This is a genomic window from Acinetobacter sp. R933-2 (genome assembly GCF_030325485.1).
Taxonomy (GTDB): Bacteria; Pseudomonadota; Gammaproteobacteria; order Pseudomonadales; family Moraxellaceae; genus Acinetobacter; species Acinetobacter sichuanensis.
Genome location: NZ_JACAIJ010000006.1, coordinates 192,915 through 212,022 on the forward strand (window position 1 = coordinate 192,915; position 19,108 = coordinate 212,022).

At 37.5% G+C, this 19,108-nt stretch carries 18 protein-coding genes and 1 pseudogene; 6 read left to right on the forward strand and 13 right to left on the reverse strand.

The window, feature by feature from the left end; translation table 11 throughout:
- Positions 1 to 6 precede the first annotated feature (6 nt).
- From fdx to HX005_RS09270, 8 genes are all read right to left on the reverse strand, one after another.
- Positions 7 to 345: an ISC system 2Fe-2S type ferredoxin gene (fdx, locus tag HX005_RS09235; RefSeq protein ID WP_107008768.1), complete on the reverse strand. Its 339-nt coding sequence runs from the start codon at positions 343 to 345 to the stop codon at positions 7 to 9.
- 16 nt (positions 346 to 361) lie between these two features.
- On the reverse strand, positions 362 to 2,221 hold the full coding sequence (hscA, locus tag HX005_RS09240; RefSeq protein ID WP_286377119.1) for a Fe-S protein assembly chaperone HscA: 1,860 nt from the start codon (positions 2,219 to 2,221) through the stop codon (positions 362 to 364).
- 54 nt (positions 2,222 to 2,275) lie between these two features.
- Complete coding sequence (gene hscB / locus HX005_RS09245) at positions 2,276 to 2,791, reverse strand: Fe-S protein assembly co-chaperone HscB (RefSeq protein ID WP_286377120.1); 516 nt, start codon at positions 2,789 to 2,791, stop codon at positions 2,276 to 2,278.
- A 114-nt stretch (positions 2,792 to 2,905) separates the two neighbouring features.
- Positions 2,906 to 3,226: an iron-sulfur cluster assembly protein IscA gene (gene iscA / locus HX005_RS09250; RefSeq protein WP_107008765.1), complete on the reverse strand. Its 321-nt coding sequence runs from the start codon at positions 3,224 to 3,226 to the stop codon at positions 2,906 to 2,908.
- Positions 3,227 to 3,270: 44 nt separating this feature from the next.
- Positions 3,271 to 3,657, reverse strand: coding sequence for a Fe-S cluster assembly scaffold IscU (gene iscU / locus HX005_RS09255; protein WP_107008764.1), 387 nt, complete (start codon positions 3,655 to 3,657; stop codon positions 3,271 to 3,273).
- Between the two features lie 104 nt (positions 3,658 to 3,761).
- A complete protein-coding gene (locus tag HX005_RS09260; RefSeq protein WP_107008763.1) occupies positions 3,762 to 4,979 on the reverse strand; it encodes an IscS subfamily cysteine desulfurase in 1,218 nt (405 codons plus the stop codon).
- Between the two features lies 1 nt (position 4,980).
- The gene (locus HX005_RS09265; protein ID WP_107008762.1) at positions 4,981 to 5,454 is read right to left on the reverse strand and encodes an Rrf2 family transcriptional regulator; all 474 of its coding nucleotides are present in this window, start codon (positions 5,452 to 5,454) and stop codon (positions 4,981 to 4,983) included.
- A gap of 138 nt (positions 5,455 to 5,592) precedes the next feature.
- Positions 5,593 to 6,249 (reverse strand): hypothetical protein, encoded by a 657-nt coding sequence (locus tag HX005_RS09270; RefSeq protein WP_286377121.1) that lies wholly within the window; start codon positions 6,247 to 6,249, stop codon positions 5,593 to 5,595.
- A 198-nt stretch (positions 6,250 to 6,447) separates the two neighbouring features.
- Between HX005_RS09270 and HX005_RS09275 the strand changes: the two genes are divergently transcribed.
- The 3 genes from HX005_RS09275 to HX005_RS09285 all read left to right on the forward strand — a co-directional run bounded on the left by HX005_RS09275 (position 6,448) and on the right by HX005_RS09285 (position 9,359).
- On the forward strand, positions 6,448 to 6,939 hold the full coding sequence (locus tag HX005_RS09275) for a phasin family protein (RefSeq protein ID WP_286377122.1): 492 nt from the start codon (positions 6,448 to 6,450) through the stop codon (positions 6,937 to 6,939).
- A gap of 148 nt (positions 6,940 to 7,087) precedes the next feature.
- A complete protein-coding gene (gene hbs, locus HX005_RS09280) occupies positions 7,088 to 7,360 on the forward strand; it encodes a non-specific DNA-binding protein Hbs (protein WP_065993948.1) in 273 nt (90 codons plus the stop codon).
- 130 nt (positions 7,361 to 7,490) lie between these two features.
- On the forward strand, positions 7,491 to 9,359 hold the full coding sequence (locus HX005_RS09285; protein WP_286377123.1) for a SurA N-terminal domain-containing protein: 1,869 nt from the start codon (positions 7,491 to 7,493) through the stop codon (positions 9,357 to 9,359).
- 244 nt (positions 9,360 to 9,603) lie between these two features.
- Here HX005_RS09285 and HX005_RS19685 read toward each other — a convergent pair.
- Both HX005_RS19685 and ychF read right to left on the reverse strand, forming a co-directional pair.
- Positions 9,604 to 9,736, reverse strand: a pseudogene (locus HX005_RS19685) (hypothetical protein); the annotation flags it as partial.
- 206 nt (positions 9,737 to 9,942) lie between these two features.
- On the reverse strand, positions 9,943 to 11,034 hold the full coding sequence (ychF, locus tag HX005_RS09295; RefSeq protein WP_286377125.1) for a redox-regulated ATPase YchF: 1,092 nt from the start codon (positions 11,032 to 11,034) through the stop codon (positions 9,943 to 9,945).
- 434 nt (positions 11,035 to 11,468) lie between these two features.
- Here ychF and HX005_RS09300 point away from each other — a divergent pair, with 434 nt between their 5' ends.
- The 3 genes from HX005_RS09300 to HX005_RS09310 all read left to right on the forward strand — a co-directional run bounded on the left by HX005_RS09300 (position 11,469) and on the right by HX005_RS09310 (position 13,295).
- Entirely contained in the window at positions 11,469 to 12,233 is a 765-nt protein-coding gene (locus HX005_RS09300; protein ID WP_107008756.1) for a glutathione S-transferase family protein, read from the forward strand.
- Between the two features lie 3 nt (positions 12,234 to 12,236).
- Positions 12,237 to 12,623 (forward strand): hypothetical protein, encoded by a 387-nt coding sequence (locus HX005_RS09305; RefSeq protein ID WP_286377126.1) that lies wholly within the window; start codon positions 12,237 to 12,239, stop codon positions 12,621 to 12,623.
- A gap of 201 nt (positions 12,624 to 12,824) precedes the next feature.
- Entirely contained in the window at positions 12,825 to 13,295 is a 471-nt protein-coding gene (locus HX005_RS09310; RefSeq protein ID WP_107008754.1) for an Lrp/AsnC family transcriptional regulator, read from the forward strand.
- Between the two features lie 124 nt (positions 13,296 to 13,419).
- Here HX005_RS09310 and HX005_RS09315 read toward each other — a convergent pair whose 3' ends face one another.
- The 3 genes from HX005_RS09315 to dapC all read right to left on the reverse strand — a co-directional run bounded on the left by HX005_RS09315 (position 13,420) and on the right by dapC (position 19,096).
- Positions 13,420 to 16,536 (reverse strand): efflux RND transporter permease subunit, encoded by a 3,117-nt coding sequence (locus HX005_RS09315; RefSeq protein ID WP_286377127.1) that lies wholly within the window; start codon positions 16,534 to 16,536, stop codon positions 13,420 to 13,422.
- 1 nt (position 16,537) lies between these two features.
- A complete protein-coding gene (locus HX005_RS09320; protein WP_286377128.1) occupies positions 16,538 to 17,728 on the reverse strand; it encodes an efflux RND transporter periplasmic adaptor subunit in 1,191 nt (396 codons plus the stop codon).
- Between the two features lie 198 nt (positions 17,729 to 17,926).
- Positions 17,927 to 19,096: a succinyldiaminopimelate transaminase gene (dapC, locus tag HX005_RS09325; protein WP_286377129.1), complete on the reverse strand. Its 1,170-nt coding sequence runs from the start codon at positions 19,094 to 19,096 to the stop codon at positions 17,927 to 17,929.
- Positions 19,097 to 19,108 lie beyond the last annotated feature (12 nt).

Below are 19,108 nucleotides of genomic sequence, written 5' to 3' on the forward strand. Positions count from 1 at the left end.
TAACGATTAATGGTTTTCTGAAGCATGGTTGAGCGTGTATTTTGGAATCTCAATTTCCATATCTTCATCCACAATTTTGACTTGGCAAGACAAACGTGAGTCTGCTTCTAAGCCCCAAGCACGGTCAAGTAAGTCTGCTTCAATATCATCCATTTCATCTAAGTTATCAAAACCTTTGCGCACAACGACATGACAGGTTGTACATGCTTTTGACATATCGCAAGCATGTTCAATTTTAATACCATTATCAAGTAAACTTTGACAAAGATTAGTATTTGCTTCAACTTCAAACTCAGCACCATTTGGGCAAATTGTTGCATGAGGAAGTACTTTAATACGTGGCATAGTCTTGACCTATAAATTAGTTTGAGTTTGACCAGTCATCTAGTTTGGTGCCTTTGAGGGCGTGATCAATGTGTTGATTCATCCGTTCAGCAGCAAAAGCATCACTGTGAGTTTTTAATTGCTCAACAGCATATTCAATTGCTTTAATATCATCTGTTTCAAGTTGAGCTTTGAGATCAAGCGCAGCTTGATTCAATGCATTTAATTGTTCATCAGCTAGAAGTTTAGCATCTACTTTTAAGGCTTGTTCCAATGCTTCTAGTTCACGACGTGCTTCAACTTTAGTTTCATTGAGATGACGCAAGTCTTTATCAATTTCTGCAAATTTATAACCATCAAGTAACAAACGTTCAGTATCGGTTTCAGATAAACCATAAGAAGGTTTGATATCGATTTGAGCATGTACACCTGAAGTGGTTTCTTTAGCAGAGACAGTTAATAAGCCATCAGCATCCACTTGGAACGTCACTTCAATACGTGCTTGACCTGCTGTCATTGGTGGAATACCACGTAAGACAAAGCGACCCAAACTACGGCAATGTTCAACTAAATCGCGTTCACCTTGAACAACATGGATCAACATTGCTGTTTGACCATCTTGATAAGTGGTAAATTCTTGGCGACGTGCAACAGGAATAGCAGTATTGCGTGAAATTAGGCGTTCAACGAGTCCCCCCATGGTCTCTAAACCTAAAGAGAGTGGAGTAACATCAAGTAATAATGAACCATCTTTAGAGTTGCCAATCAGTTGATTCGCTGTAATTGCAGCACCAATTGCGACAACTTCATCAGGATTAATTGTGCAAAGAGGCTCTTGATTAAAGACTTCACGAACGGCTTTTTGTACGGCATATGAACGAGTAGAACCGCCCACTAAAACGACATTTTGAATGTCATTGAGTTCAAGTTTTGCATCGCGTAATACACGTTTACATACACTGATGGTTTTGTCTAAAGCGACTTTAATAATTTTTTCAAAATTTGCACGATCTAAGGTAAGTGTCTGATCTAAAAGTTTTAATTCTACAGATTCTTGCTCTGTTAAAGCTTCTTTGGCTTTACGAGCAGCAATAACAAAATGTGCGTACTCAATATCATCTAAGTTGTCGATATTGAGTTGTTTTTTTGCCCATTTTACAATTAAACGATCTAAATCATCACCACCTAAGGCAGTATGACCACCAGTGGCTAAAACTTCAAACACACCTTGGGCAAAGCGTAAAATTGAAACGTCAAAAGTACCGCCACCCAAGTCATAAATCACGTAATTACGATCTGTTGCAAGATTAGTCTCTTGATCTAAACCATAGGCAACAGCCGCAGCAGTCGGTTCATTGAGTAAACGTAAAACATTTAAACCTGCAAGTTGAGCAGCATCACGCGTTGCTTGGCGTTGTGCTTCATCAAAATAAGCAGGCACAGTAATGACAGCACCATTCACAGGATTTTTTAAACTTTGTTCGGCACGTTCTTTAAGTTGTTGTAAAATTTCTGCTGAGATTTCAACAGGTGTTTTGCGTCCTTGTGCTGTTTCAAAAGCAGGCATTTCATTGATTTCACCCACTAAAGTATAAGGATGTTGAAACTTAATATCTGCTTGTGAGCGTCCCATAAAACGTTTTACAGAAACAATCGTATTTTTAGGATCTTGAGTAATAAAAGGTTTAGCTGCATCACCATATTGGGTGGAATCTTGAGCGTAATGTACTATAGAAGGCAGTAAGACACGTCCTTGCTCATCATTTAATACTTTTGCCTGTCCAGAGAGAACAGTCGCAACTAAAGAATGTGTAGTGCCTAAGTCGATACCGATTGCAATGCGGTGTTCATGTGGCGCACTTGATTGACCAGGTTCAGCAATTTGCAAGAGTGCCATTGATTACATCCTTTCTAAAATACAAAATTAAATTCACAACTAAAAAACTAAAAATTAGAAATCATCATCTAGGTCAAAGTCTTCATCATCAAGAAGCTGATCTTCTGCTTTTTCGATATCATTCATGACTTTTTGAAAGAAGCGTAATTTACGTACAGTATCACGTGCTTCTGACCAATCAGCATCGACATAATCGATTTTAAACTCACGAACTAAACCATCAATCCATTGTTTTACTTCGGTTTTGAGGGAATTAAGTTGTTCGTTATTTGTTGCTTCGTCAAGTTGTTCACGAATCTCTAAAGCAGATTGTAAAAACTCAAAATCATTAATAGATTGATCGAGATGATGATCTTGCTTTTTGAGTGATAATAAATAAGCTGCACGACTATCAACATGAGATAAGACTTTATAGGCTTGATTAATGTCACTGGATTTAATCAAAGCTTGATCTTTATCTTCAGCTTTGTCTGGGTGATATTGTTGTTGCAACTTTAAAAATTGAGATTTTAAACTTGCTTGATCAATATCGAGTGCTTCTGGGAGATTAAACAGCTCAAAATGACTCATGGGAGATACTCGTCCACGATGTTTTGCAAGAAAACGATGTTGTTAATTTGATGAAGATAAATACGATTAAAACAGTGTAAAACACTGTTTTAATATGTAAAAGTTGAAAATGGCTTAAACTGTGAAAGATTCACCACAACCACATTCACCTTTTTTATTTGGATTATTAAACTCAAAGCCTTCATTTAGACCATTTTTTACATAGTCCATTTCCATGCCATCAAGATAAACCAAACTTTTTGGATCTACAAAAACTTTCACACCAAATTGTTCAAACATTTGGTCGTGTGTATCCATATCATCTACAAATTCAAGTACATAAGCTAAGCCTGAACAGCCTGAAGTTTTCACGCCAAGACGAATACCTTCACCCTTACCGCGATTGGTTAGATAATTGCGAATATGGGTTGCTGCATTTTCAGTTAAATTGATCATGAAAACTCCGTTATGAAATGATCTGTAAAATAAACCAACAGATATTAGGCTTTAGCTTTTTTGCTACGGTAATCTTCAACAGCAGCTTTAATTGCATCTTCTGCAAGTACAGAGCAGTGTACTTTTACAGGAGGAAGTGCAAGTTCAGTTGCAATATCAATATTTTTGATTGCTTGAGCTTCGTCTAAAGTTTTACCTTTGAGCCATTCAGTTACCAATGAACTTGAAGCAATTGCAGAACCACAACCATAAGTTTTAAAACGTGCTTCTTCAATTACACCATTGTCATCCACTTGGATTTGAAGGCGCATAACGTCACCACAAGCAGGTGCACCGACCATACCTGTACCAACATTTTCAGCATTTTTATCTAAAACACCTACATTACGAGGGTTTTCGTAATGATCAATTACTTTTTCACTATAAGCCATGATGCTTCTCCAAACCTCGGGGTCAGCGTTGATGAGATGTATTGCTACAGTTAATATGAGGGCATTTTATTGATTTTCAACAAAATGCCAAGTCTTTCATGAAATTAATGTTCAGCCCATTCAACTGAATTTAAATCAATTCCTTCTTTATACATGTCCCAAAGCGGAGAAAGTTCACGTAATTTCTCAACTGCTGCTTTGGTAATTGTAATAACATGGTCGATGTCTTCTTCAGTCGTATAATGACCAAAGCTGAAACGAATTGAGCTGTGAGCCAATTCATCAGACAGACCTAATGCACGAAGAACATAAGATGGTTCTAAAGTTGCAGATGTACACGCTGAACCTGAAGAAACAGCTGCATCTTTAAGTGCCATCATGAGTGATTCACCTTCAACAAAGTTGAAACTCACATTTAAATAGTTAGCAACATTGTAAACAGGATGACCATTTAAGAACACTTGTTCAAGGTCTTGTAAACCATTCCAAAGTTTGTCACGAAGTACACGTAAACGAGTTTGTTCTGCTTGTAAATTCTTACCAGCAAGTTCAAATGCTTCACCCATACCTACGATTTGGTGTGTTGCAAGTGTACCTGAACGCATACCACGCTCATGACCGCCACCATGCATTTGTGCTTTAATGCGAACACGTGGTTGACGACGTACATATAATGCACCAATGCCTTTAGGACCATAAATTTTATGACCAGAAAAGCTCATCAAATCAACTTTCATGGTTGAAAGGTCGATTTCAACTTTACCAGCAGCTTGTGCAGCATCAACATGAAAATAAGTTTTATTGGCACGTGTTAACTCACCAATCGCTGCAACATCAGTTACAGTACCAATTTCATTGTTGACCATCATGAGTGATACAAGAATAGTGTCAGGGCGTAATGCTGCTTGAACCATTTCAGGGGTAATTAAACCTGTTTGTGGTTCAGGTTCAAGATAAGTAATCTCGAAGCCTTCTTCTTCTAATTCACGACAAGTATCTAAAATTGCTTTATGTTCAATTTTACTTGTAATGATATGTTTGCCTTTCGAACCGTAGAACTGAGCAATACCTTTTAGTGCAAGGTTATCAGACTCAGTTGCACCTGATGTCCATACAATTTCACGTGGATCAGCTTTAATTAAATTTGCGACTTGTTCACGTGCATATTCAACTTTTTCTTCCGCTTGCCATCCATAAGCATGTGAACGAGATGCTGCATTACCAAAGATACCATCAAAGGTTAAGCATTCCATCATACGTTCAGCAACTTGAGGGTCGACAGGAGTAGTTGCTGCATAGTCAAGATAAATAGGACGTTTCATGTCAGATACCTGTAACCGATAAAAGGGCTGAATCAAAACTTGGTGTATTTTGGCGTAGAGCAACAGTTTGAACGTTGTCTCGTGCGACGAGATCAGCAAGCGTAATTTTAGCTAAATAATCGGCAATATGATGGGAGAGTTCCTGCCAAAGATCATGCGTTAAGCACATTGCACCATTTTGGCAATTGCCTTTGTGGTCACAACGTGTTGCATCGACAGTTTCGTTTACGGCTTCAATAATTTCTAATACTGTAATTTCATCAGCACTGCGCGCAAGATGATAACCACCGTTGGCTCCACGAACACTTGAAACTAGACCATGACGTTTAAGTTTAGCAAATAATTGCTCAAGATAAGCGACAGAAATAGTTTGGCGAGCTGCGATTTCAGCAAGCGTGATCGTTTGTTCAGTTGGCTGCAAAGCTAGATCAAGTAGAGCAGTCACTGCGTAGCGACCGCGAGTAGTAAGGCGCATGATTCGATACACATGTTATTAGACTAGATAACATGATTTTATGAATCCTGACTAAAATAGTCAAGTATTTTCGGCTGAATTCTGACTAATTTAGTCAAGTATTTTTTAATCACGTTATTGTTGTGAGTTAAATCCAATTTATTGGAAAAATATTTGCCAAGAATTATACACAATTAACGCAATAAAGAGAATCGAAATCACGCATAAAATCACCTTTATGGTCTTTTGTTGCTGCTGCATGCGGCGGATACGATTTTGGTATTGCTTGACTTCAACTTGTAATGTGTTGATTTTTGAGCGTTGTTGATCAATTTTTTCCAATAATGGTGCTATACGCTTTTTTGAGCCAAGTCCATCCTGATCATGTTCTGGATTAGTAAGCCATTGTTTCCAATCAGAAAGTAGTCTTGGGATAGTGAAGGGTAAAACCAAATCACGGAATTGATCTTTAAGTAAGTCTTCACCTTCGACTCTCATTTTTTTCATGCTACGACGGTTGCCAAACACAAAAATTTGAATTAAATCAAGTACAGTGCTACTGACGGTTAAATCAACAGGTTTTTCAGGTTCTTTTAGGTCAAATAAAATACCTTTGTCTGTGAATTGAATATAAAAGTCGACATAAGGAATGTAACTATTTATTTTTATAGTGATTTGCTTGGCAACAAAGTTTTTAGCTTGCAAGCGAACAACACGGTCGTGTTTTAATACAAATGAGTAAAATGTTTCCAAAATGATCATTAGAGTATTGAGCAACAAACGACTTTGACCCTGCTTTTGTTGCGATTCGCTCATAAAAAAATTCCTATAGTTCACACAAAGAATCCGATCTCGTGTTATATGTATGGAGAACTGGTTCACATTTAAATAAAATAAATTACTTTGCTTTGTAGAACAGTTTTGCAAAAGGTTCAAGTGGTTTATTTGTTATTATAACGTTATTTCACATTTTAATGATAAAGTTGTATATAAAATATGCAGGAGAGAGTACAGATGGATCAAGATTACCCAGTATCTAAGGATGGTATAATAGAACAAGCAAAAAAAGACATACCGAATGCTAAAGCAAAGTTTTCACGTAAATCTTCTCTTGATTTTAGAAAGTATACAAAGCAAATTTGGTTGGCTGGTTTAGGCGCATTTTCACGTGCAGAAGAAGAGGGTAATAAATTATTTGATTCTCTGGTGAAAGTGGGCGAAGAGCTAGAGTCTAAAAGTGTCGAAGATGTAGATGTTGAACAAACAACGAAAACAGTAACTGAAAAAACGAAAGAAACTGCAATCGAAACCAAAGAGAAATTAGAGAAAACGCTAGATCAACATGTTAACCACTCACTTAATCGAATTGGTTTAGTGACAGTAAAAGATGTGCAACATTTAGAGACTTTGATCTTGCAATTACATCAGAAGGTAGACAGCTTGGTAGAAGAGAATAAGAATCTCGCTATTCAACTACAAAAAATAAGCAGTCAAGATGTCGAATAAACTTATTTTTTGTTTTTTGCAGGTTATTTTTGTGAAAAGCATTATTGTAGTCTTGCGTTTTCCCCCAAAGCATTGCTATAAAGTCAGCATGGCCTTTCAAACCACAGCCTTGGATCTTAAACGAACGATATAAGAGGACGTAATCTTCATGAATAAATCAGAATTAATTGACGCAATTGCAGAAAAAGGGGGATTGTCTAAGACTGATGCTGGTAAAGCATTGGATGCGACTATTGCTTCAATTGGTGAAGCGTTAAAGGGTGGTGATACTGTAACTTTAGTTGGTTTTGGTACATTTAGCGTTAAAGAGCGTGCTGCACGCACTGGTCGTAACCCTAAAACTGGTGAAGAGCTTCAAATTAAAGCAAGTAAAGTACCTAGCTTTAAAGCAGGTAAAGGACTTAAAGATTCTGTTGCTTAATCTTTAACAGTCAAAAACGCGCCTGTAGGGCGCGTTTTTTTATGGAAATAACGAATAAATCACGCTTAGCGCATTCATTCATATATGAATATCAGTTAAACTCCCTAGCAAATAAAATATTGGAAGATTTATGGAATCGTTTCGTAAAGTCATAAAAGGTTGGCTCGGAAAAGTCCTACTCGTTTTATTTTTGACTCCATTAGCATTGGTCGGTATTGAAGGTTATTTTAGTGGGGGAAATAAAGCGGATGTGGCGAAGACTGTAAATGGTCAAGACATTTCTAATAAAGATTTAGAAGCGCAAACAAAAGCATTTAAAGATCAGTATCTATCTATGGTAAATGGTGATGAATCATTATTAAATCATTCATTTATTCAAAATGCTGCTTTAGATGGTTTAGTGGCTCGTGCCTTGTTAATCCAACATGCAGAGAAACTAGGGATTTCTTTAAGTGATGCTCAGATTGAACAGATGTTGGCACAACAGCCTAGTTTTCAAGAAAATGGTAAATTTTCTCAACAATTATATGAAAACTATTTACGTTCAGTTGGTATGACAAGTGCTGCTTTGATTGCGAATGTACGTCAAGATCATGCTTTAAAAACATTAATGAGTACCTTTACGGATAATGCTTTAGTAAGTAAGCAAGATTTACAACAAATTGCAAACTTACAAACGGAACAGCGTACACTTCAGTTAGCAAGCGTAAATCTAGATGAATATAAACAAAATGTAAAAGTAAGCAGCCAAGAAATTGCGGATTATTACAATAAACATCAAAACAAATTTAAGCAGGTTGCTTCTGTCGATGTTGATTATGTGGTTTTAACACCAGCGATGTTGGCACAGCCAAATGCAGCAGTATCAGATGCAGAATTACAAAAAGCTTATACCGCTTTTGTAGATCAGCAGAAAAAAAATGCAACACGTGAAGTGAAACATATCTTAATTACAACAGACAATCGTACTGCAGAACAAGCAGAAAAATTGGCGAATGATGTCTATAGTAAAATCAAAGGTGGTGTAACATTTGCGCAAGCAGCTGCTCAGTATTCAGAAGATCCTTCTTCAAAAACGAAGGGCGGTTTAGTTGAGTCTTATACTGAAGGTGTATTTGATGAAAACTTTGATAATGCTGTAAAATCTGCAAAAAATGATGAAATTACACGACCAGTTAAAACACAATATGGATATCATATTATTGAGGTTCATACTGTTGCAGGCGATGTACCATCATTTGAAGCCAAAAAAGCAGATTTAACCGCAGAAGTATTAAAGGCGAAGTCAGCAAATTTATTTGCAGATACTGTAAATAGTTTAAATGAGCAAGTTGTCAGTAATGACGCTTTGGATATTGTTCCAAGTGAAGTAAAAACAGCAAAAATTGAGTCTGCTAAAGCTGTTACAGTTGCAACTCAAAATCCTGTTTTAGCAAACCCAAGTGTCAAAGCAAAACTATTTAGTGATGATGTTAAAAATGGCGACAAGAATGTATCAAGTAGCATTCAACTCGCAGATGGCAGTACAGTTTGGGTTAAAGTACGTGAATATCATGCCGCAGGTGTACAGCCACTTGCTCAGGCAACTGCACGTGTTAAGGCTCAATTAATTCAAGTTAAAGCAGCAACAGCAGCAAAAGCTAAAATTGAAAATATGTTGGCTGACTTTAAAAAGTTACCTGCACAAGAAGTTCTAGCAAAATATCCATTTCATTTTGAATCTGCGGGAACATTTACACGTTCACAAGGTTTAAAGCGTGAAATTGAGCGTGCAGCTTTTAGTTTGACAGAGCCTAAAGCAGGAATGTGGTCTGTAACAACAACAACTTTACCTAATGAAATGGTGGTCGTTGCTGTGTCAGAAGTGAAAAAAGCACCTGTTGATGGTTTAGATCCAACACAGGCACAAGAGTTGACGAGATTATATCAACAACTTCGTGGTCAGCAATTGTTAGAAGACTATACGCAATATTTAAAATCGAAAGCAAAAATTAAATAATTGCATATTTAAAGTTAAATAAAAAAACCTCAGTTGCGACTGGGGTTTTTTATTTGAATAAGGTTAAAAGCTAGAGATTTTCTGAGGGGGAAATATTATGGTATTCAGTTGAGGTATTAAGTCGATGCATGCGTATTTTTTGTTTGCGTTGGTATCGTGTTTTCTACTTTATGTGTAGATGGTTGATTTGTAGTTATTTTATGGGTTGTTTGTTGCTTGCTTAGATTGTGATTATTTTGAATGAGAATGCATTTTCCTCCTTTATGTTTGGGACCTGTGCCCCCAGAGAGAGTGGTTCCTTTAGGGCAGGCAAACGCAGTGGCACTGAGTAAAATAGAAAGGATACTGACGGAAAAAAATTGTGTGAATTTTTTCATGATTAGACCTGCATGAAATAAGGTGAAAGTACCTTAAAGTAAATATAAGAGAAATTATTGTAGTGTGTTAGGTGTAAAGTGTTGTTTGATTATATTAAAAATATTATAGATTACAGTTATTTAAGCTTGTATTAAGATTTTAAAAAATTAAAGCATCCCAATAAGGATGCTTTAATCGCAACAATCATTAAAAGTTTAAAAATGGCTTATACATTAAAACGGAAATGTAAAACATCACCATCTTGAACAACGTAAGTTTTACCTTCTAAACGCCATTTACCTGCTTCTTTGGCACCATTTTCACCGTTGTATTGTACAAAGTCATTGTAAGCAACACATTCAGCACGAATAAAGCCTTTTTCAAAGTCAGTGTGAATCACACCAGCAGCTTGTGGTGCTGTAGCACCAATTTTAACAGTCCAAGCACGTACTTCTTGAACACCTGCTGTAAAGTAAGTTTGTAAGCCAAGAAGACCATAACCTGCACGAATCACTACATTTAAACCAGGCTCTTCCATTCCTAAAGCTTCTAAGAATTCAGCACGGTCTTCATCTTCAAGTAATGAAATTTCAGCTTCGATTTGGTTGCAAAGTGGAACAACAATCGCATTTTCTTCAGCAGCTAACTTTTTAACAGCTTCTAAATGTGGGTTATTTTCAAAACCATCTTCTGCAACGTTCGCGATATACATGGTTGGTTTTAAAGTCATTAAACCAAAACCACGAACAAGTTTACGCTCATCATCATCTAAATCTGCTGCACGTGCAGGTTTGCCTTCGTCAAGGAGAGGTAAAATTTTGTCTAATACCGCTTTAGTTGCAACAGCTTCTTTGTCACCACCTTTTGCAGATTTTGCTAAACGTGTGACTGCTTTCGTGACTGTGTCTAAATCAGCAAGTGCAAGTTCGGTATTAATCGTTGCAATGTCGTCTAGAGGATCAATTTTACCATTTACATGAATGACATTTTCATCTTCAAAACAACGAACGACATGTGCAATAGCATCAGTTTCGCGGATATTTGCAAGGAATTGGTTGCCTAAGCCTTCACCTTTTGATGCACCTGCAACTAAACCTGCGATATCTACAAATTCCATTGTTGTTGGAATGACACGTTGTGGTTTAACAATCGCGGTTAATTTGTCTAAACGTGGGTCTGGAACTGGAACGATACCTGTATTTGGTTCGATGGTACAGAATGGAAAGTTTTCCGCAGCAATAGCAGCTTTTGTCAATGCATTGAAAAGTGTAGATTTACCAACGTTCGGCAAGCCGACAATACCGCAATTAAAACCCATGAAATGACTCACAAAGTGTTATATAAAAATTGCCGATGATTTTACATGAAAGCCATAGTAAAGTCAGGTCTCAGATGTAAGATTTCAAAACAATTCAAAATACCTTTAAGGGACTTCTGGAACAAATCAATTTTTTTGTGAATCCACAATATTTTTAGCTTTCTTGTTGAGTGGACTATCATTTGGTTTAGGTTGTTATCTTATTTATTCTGCTTATAAAAATAAAGATGACTGAATTAAAAGTGATTAACTTAATCATGTTATTTATCAAATAAAATACAAGTAGGCTTCAATAATAAATGAGACAGAATTGACTATTTACCAAAATTTTTGAACAAAAAGTACATTGTAATTTTTAAAGTGAAAAGTTAAAGTAGATGTAATCACTTGGATTTATCCTAAAGCTTTGATTAGAAAAATAATTTGGAGATTATATGCGCATTCTTTACCAATTTCCTTTATCGCATTATTGTGAAAAAGCACGTTGGTTACTTGATCATAAAGAACTAGATTTTGTAGCGCAAAATTTAATCCCTGGCGTACATCGTGCTTTTGCTCAACTGAAAACAGGGCAAAATAAGCTGCCTATTCTTAAGGATAGTGAACGTTGGATCGCCGATTCAACTGAGATCGCTTTATATTTGGATGATACTTATCCTGAACATGCTTTATTGCGTTTAGATCCACATTTGCGTCAACAAGCTTTGGAAATTAATACACTTTCTAATGAGCTAGGTGCACATGTGCGCCGTTGGGGGTTGGCACAAGCATTGTCAACCAGTGACGAGCCTTTAGAGATTATGTTGGGTGAAAAAGGTTATTTACGCCAATTTGAAAAAATATCTAAACCAATTTTAAAAACTTTAGTTTCAAAGAGTTATCAGTTAGATATTGAGAAAGTTTCTGAATCTAAGTCTAAAATGGATGAAATGATTCAACAGTTGAATGCAAAATTGATCGAAAATCATTGTCGATATTTGGTTGGAGATCGTTTGGGTTTAGCGGATATCGCCGTCTGTTCAATGCTCGCACCTTTATTGTATTTAAATGGGACGCCGTGGGAAGTGGAAAGTGAGTTACATGTTTCTGATGAGGTAAAACAGTACAAACAAAGTTTGTTAAATTTACCGATTGGACAGTATGTACAGCGTATTTATAATTCTGAGCGTAATGCTCGTGTTGACTGGCGTGGTATATAAGGTATGTCTGTAAGTTACCAATGTGCATTCTATTGTGAAACTCATCTTGTGCAATTGGTGGGGTATTTAAATGAAATTTTGACGCTAAATTTAAAGGAAAACGAAAATAAAAACGCTTACTTTGGTATTTTAAATTTAAAAGAATTTGATTATGACTTTTTTTTAACTTATCAAGATCATCTAGAAAATGATCGTGATTTAGATTTTGAAAACTATAATGTCCTATTGAATATCACTTTGCTCAATAAATATGATTTGGAAAAACAAAAAGTATTAATGGTCGAGTTTTTTATGGAACTGCTTGAGCATTTAGTACAAAAAGATCAAACTTTAACACGCGCAATGACCGTTTATGATGTACAAGCAGTTTTGTTTAAATGGCATCGATAAAACGATTCGTTTTGGAAAAATTTACCAAAAAAATAAAATAATAAGAAAAAATTTCTCAAATATACTACGCTATACTTAACGAGAAAGAAGTCTTTCAATCCTTATTAAAACGCTTATTGTATTATAAGCAAAAGAGTTGATCTATTTAGGTCAAGTTATGGATTTTATTATAAATATTGAATAGTTGTAGAGGAGCTGATAATGGAGCTTGACCGTTATGACAAACAAATTCTTGAAATTTTGACACATGAAGATATTAATCTTAATGAATTGTCAGAACGGATCAATTTATCAGTGAGTTCGGTGCATCGTCGTATTAAGCATCTTATTGAAACTAATATCATGACGAATTTAAAACGTGATATTAATTACGAAAAATTGGGCTTTAAACTGCATGTTATTTTACAGGTTTCTCTCAGTAAACATGATACGGATACTTTTGCAAAATTTTTAGAAGAATTGGAAAATATTCCCGAAGTGATCAATGCTTTTTTGGTGACAGGTCAGTCTGCTGACTTTTTAGTTGAAGTTGTGGCTAAAGATATGGAAAATTATAGTGAAATTTTACTCAAACGTATTGGTAAAATAGAGTTTGTCGTGGCTTTACATTCAAGCTTTGTGATTAAAGAATATAATGTTTTTAATTGTAGTGGTTTATTGAGTCGAGTTTAGTTTTTGAAAATAAAACAAAGTTAAAAAATGCAATCTGTAAGAAAAAAAGAGAAGCGAACTTCTCTTTAAGGCGATGATGAGTGATCTTATAAACATGATTTTTAATGTTTATTACAGATAGTTTTTATCTTTTTAGACCTCGAATTTTACGATTGATATCGTCAATAAAGGTATAAACAACAGGAACTACCAGTAAAGATAAGAATGTACTGGTAATTAATCCCCCAATGACCGAAATCGCCATAGGTGCTCTAAAGCTTGGATCCGTGCCGATACCCAAAGCAATGGGCAACATACCTGCACCCATTGCTAAGGTTGTCATGATGATTGGACGTGCGCGTTTATGACAAGCATCCAAAAGGGCATTGGTTCTTGAATAGGACTTTTCATCTTTGGCAATAATGGCATAGTCCACCAACAAGATAGAGTTTTTACTGGCGATTCCCATCAGCATAATTAAGCCAATTAAACTTGGCATAGAAAAACTGCTGTTGGCTAAAAGAAGTAGTACAAATGCGCCACCTAAAGCTAGAGGAAGTGCAACCAAAATGGTAATCGGTTGTAAAAAGTCTTTAAATAACAATACTAAAACTACATAGATACACAAGATACCAGTCAGCATCGCTAAACCAAAGCTTGCAAAAAGTTCCTGCATGACTTCTGCATCACCAATATTAGTACGTTTCACTGTAGGCGGTAGATTTTTCATCGTAGGGAGTTGGTCAACTGCTGCTGCAATATCCCCCAAGGGTTGATTGTTCAACTCAATGTTGAAGTTGATATTACGCAAGCGGTTGAAACGATCAATTTGTGATGGACCACTTTCAATATTGACATCGGCGATATTGCCTAACATGACAGGACCTTTGCTGCCTGTGATCATTAAGCGTTTAATCAAGTCTTGGTCTTGACGTGCAGAAAGTGGTAGCTGAATGACAATCGGAATTTGACGTTGTGATAAATTGAGTTTTGCCAAGTTTTGATCAAAATCACCTGCTGTTGCAATGCGAACAGTTTCAGCAATATTTTGTGTGGTAATGCCTAAGTCTGCGGCTTTGGCAAAGTCAGGACGAATCACCAATTCAGGACGTACCAGTGCTGCACTGGATGTAATACTGCCAATATTTGGAATGGTACGAATTTCACGTTCGAGTTGACGTGCTGTACTGACTAAAGTCTCAGGGTCATCACCTGATAGTGCAATTTGATATTGGCTATTATTACCCGCAATACCAACCTGAACGCGCGCTCCCGGTAAAGGTTCTAGGCGTTTACGTATATCGAGTTCAATGTCTTGTAGGCGTGTATCACGATCAGCACGTGCTGTCGTTTGAATGGTTAAAGTTGCTTTACGAGGTTCAGAGGCTGAACCTGCAAAAGGATCACTTCCTGCTGCACCGCCACCAATCGTAGTATAGACACTTTTAATATCAGGATTGTCTTTGATTAACTGGCGTGCGTATTCGGCTGTTTTTAAAGTTTCAATAAATTGTGAACCAGGTGCAAGTTCTAAACGTACTTGTGTTTGCCCAGTATCAGGGGGAGGTACAAAACCTGTAGGAAGTAAGGGAATGAGCATCAGAGAGCAAATGAAAAAGACAATAGCGCTCGAAATAGTCATCCAACGATGATTTAAACACCAAGTGACCATACGCATATAAAGCTGCATGACACGTCCATCTTGGGCACGGTCTTGTGCTAATGCCTGATAACCACCATCTTGTTGTGGTGTATCTGCAAGATGTGCATGGGTTTCAATTTTGCCAACCCAAGGTTTGAGTATATAAGCAGACATCATTGGTGTGAGTAATCGTGCGACCAAAAGTGATGCAAAAATAGCAAGCGCTGCTGTCCAACCAAATTGTACGAAAAATTTTCCAGCAATACCGCTCATAAACGCAGTGGGAAGAAAAACTGCAATCAGCGTAAAGGTTGTGGCGATTACTGCTAAACCAATTTCATCGGCTGCTTCCATCGCAGCTTCATACGGCGTTTTCCCCATCCTTAGATGCCGTATGATATTTTCAATCTCGACAATTGCATCATCGACTAAAATCCCGACCACTAAAGAGAGTGCAAGTAGGGTGACCATATTCAGGGTGAAACCCAGATAATACATGCCGATTAAAGCAGGTAAGATCGATAAAGGCAGTGCAGTCGCCGCAATCAGCGTTGCTCGCCAGTCGCGTAAGAATAACCAGACCACTAAAATAGCTAAAATGGCACCTTCATACAGCAAAGACATTGAACCTTTATAGTTTTCTTCTACAGGTTTAACAAAGTTAAATGCTTCAGTAATTTTGATATCAGGATGATTGGCTTTGAGTTTATCTAAAGCTTGAATGACACCTTTTTCTACATCAACTTCACTGGCACCTTTGCTACGGGTAATTTCAAAACCAATTACCGATTGTCCATTCAATAAAGCGGCTGAACGTCGCTCAGCGATTCCATCATGAATCGTAGCAACTTGATCGAGACGAATATGACGACCATCACTCAGTGCGATATCCATCGCTGCAATTTCAGCAGCTGTTTGTACTGTTGCAATGGTGCGAATAGATTGTTCACTGCCTCCAATTTTGGTTTGACCACCAGATGCTTCTTGTTGGGTCAAACGCAGTTGACGAGTAATATCTGTAGCAGTTGCATTGAGTGCCAAGAGCTTTTCAGGGTCGAGTTCCACATCAATTTGGCGTGTTACACCGCCGACACGTGAAACAGCACCGACGCCTTTGACCTGTAACATGGCACGGCTAATGTCATAGTCAACAAACCATGACAATGCCTCTTCATCCATTTTTGGAGATTGAATGGTATAAGTCAGAATAGGAGAACCAGAGAGATTGATCTTGCTGACAATCGGATCACGTAAGTCTGCAGGCAGATCTGAACGAATCTGTGAAACTGCATTACGTACATCATCGACGGCTTCTTGTAGCGGTTTTTCTAGTTGAAACTCTGCGGTAACCGTGACGACACCATCACGGATACTTGCATATTGATTTTTTAAGCCTTGAATATTGGCAATCGAGTTTTCAATTTTGCGTGCAACTTCTGTTTCAAGCTGAGGTGGAGCAGCTCCTGGGAGAGATGCTGTCACAGTTACCATAGGTAGTTCAATATCAGGAAATTGTTGAACTTTCATCCAGTGAAAACAGAGAAACCCAGCTAAACCCAACATGATAAATAATAAAATACTGGGAATTGGATTGCGGATTGACCATGCGGAGAAATTCATCTTATTTCTCCTGATTTGGCATGAGTTGTTGTGTAAGTGGTGTCTCAGGAATTGCTTGTCCAATTTTGACTAAATCACCATCGGCTAAGAAACTCGTTCCTGAAGCAACCAATTTGACATTATCAGCCAAATCTAATACTTCAATCCGATCATTCAAACGACGTGCTGTGGTGATTTTTTTCTGAGTGACACGATTGTTTTGGTCAACAATAAAGACATAAGCAAAACCATCACGGAGTAACACAGCAGACTGAGGCACAGTGAGTGCAAGTTTTTCACCTAAATCAAATTCACCTTTAACAAACATGCCCATACGAACAGCATCTGTATTTGGTAAATCAACATAAACTAAGCCGTAACGTGTTTGTGGGTCGATCACAGGTGCAATCATACGCACTGTTCCAACAATCTTCGCCTGGCTAGGATCGGGTGAGGTAATTTGTGCGGTCATACCTTGTTTAAGTTTATATAAGTCGGTGGCTGTGATTTCGGCACGCCACTCTAAACGATCATCACGAATCATACGAAACAGTTCTTGTCCTGTTTGTGCGAGAGAACCGACAGTTGCAGTACGTGCTGAAATCACCCCATGATCAGGTGCGACCACATGCGTTTGTGTTAGTCGTAATTGATTACTTTCAATCTGGGCTTTTGCTGCATCTAAACGTGCTTGTGCAGTATTTTGTGAAGTTTGGTATTGCATCACCTCACGCGCAGAGATTGCACCCGTGTCTTTCAGTTGTTGGAAACGTTTGTTATTACTGCTTGCCTCAGCCAGTGTGGCTTGTGCTTCAGCATAATTGGCTTGGGCAGAAGCCAAATCTGCGCGAATACTCTCATTGTTAATTTCAGCCAGTACTTGCCCGCGTTTTACGCTGTCACCGACATTGACATAGACTTTGCTGATCCGTTGTCCTGAAAGTTCACTACCGATAACAACTTCTTGCCATGCTGCGATATTTCCATTTGCTGTAAGTGTTTGCTTCCAATTTTGTCGTTCAGGTTGGATCACACTCACGGTAAGAGCAGCTTTTGTTTCAGTTGTCGTGGTTTTTTCTTGTGTAACTTTTTCTTTTTTTGCTACAGTCTTAAACAATAAAAAAGCGACAACCAAAATTATTAATATGGCAGCAATGATAAACCAGTATTTTGAAATGAAGCTTTTACGCTGCAAAGGGTCATGCGATTTCATTTTTATTTATAAATTCCTTGAGATGATTCAGTATGTCTAAGCCAACAATCATTGGCAAGATAGAAAATACATTCCCAAGTTATTTTCCATAAAATAAAGCCCATACAGTCAGCATGGGCTTTTTATTGGATTCAATATATTGCGATAGTTATTGCAGGTTATTTTGAAGAAAAATAACGGAATTAACTGCGTTACAATTTAGAGAATCGCTTTTAAGCGTTGAATTGCTTGTTCACATTGTGAAATATCTGCAACCAATGCCATACGAACATGTCCTGCACCGGGATTACCTTGCGCAGTATCACGAGATAAATATCGTCCTGGTAGTACTTTAATGTGTGCTTTTTCCATTAACATTTTAGCAAAGTTTTCATCATGATCTACCTTTAACCAGTAATAGAACCCCGCATCTGGTTTTTGTAAAGGGAGAAGATGACCTAATTCACTTTGAAATAATTCAAATTTGGCACGATATAATTTACGATTTTCTTCAACGTGACTTTCGTCATTCCAAGCGGTGATTGAAGCAATTTGGTGTTGCACAGGCATTGCAGCGCCATGATAAGTACGGAATTTTAAATACGGTTTTAGTAGATTTGCATCACCCGCGACAAAGCCAGAACGCATACCCGGTAAGTTTGAACGCTTTGAAAGAGAATGGAATACGACACAATTTTTGTAATCATCACGTCCCATTTCGGCACAAACTTCGAGTAATCCGACAGGTGCTTCATCGAACCAAAGTTCTGAATAACACTCGTCTGAGGCGATGACGAAATCATATTGATCCGAAAGGGCGATCAGTTTTTTAAATTGCGCTTTAGATAAAACCGTACCTGTAGGGTTGCCTGGTGTACAGACAAAAAGTAATGCCGTTTTTTCCCAGACTTCAGCAGGAACTGCATCAAAATCACCAAGATAGCCATTTTCTTCAGTGCAATTGATAAAGTAAGGTTTTGCGCCTGCCAGTAATGTTGCACCCTCATAAATTTGATAAAAAGGGTTTGGCATGACGACATAAGGTGCATCATCACGATTAATCAAGGCTTGAACAAAAGAGAAAATACCTTCACGTGTGCCAGTCACAGGTAAAACTTGTTCTTCTGCGCTGATGGTGTTAAGTTGAAAGCGTTGTGTTAACCAATTTGCGATACTTTGGCGCAGTTCAGGCAGACCTTTACTGTTTGGATAAGTTGATAAGTGTTGAAAATTATCAATGATCGCTTGTTTCACAAACTCTGGTGCAGGATGCTTGGGTTCCCCAATGGATAGTGGAATTAAAGGGAAATCAGCAGGTTTTACATCCTTAAAAAGTTGAGCTAACTTCTCAAACGGATATGGATGTAATAAAGACAAACTAGAGTTCATGAAACAATTACC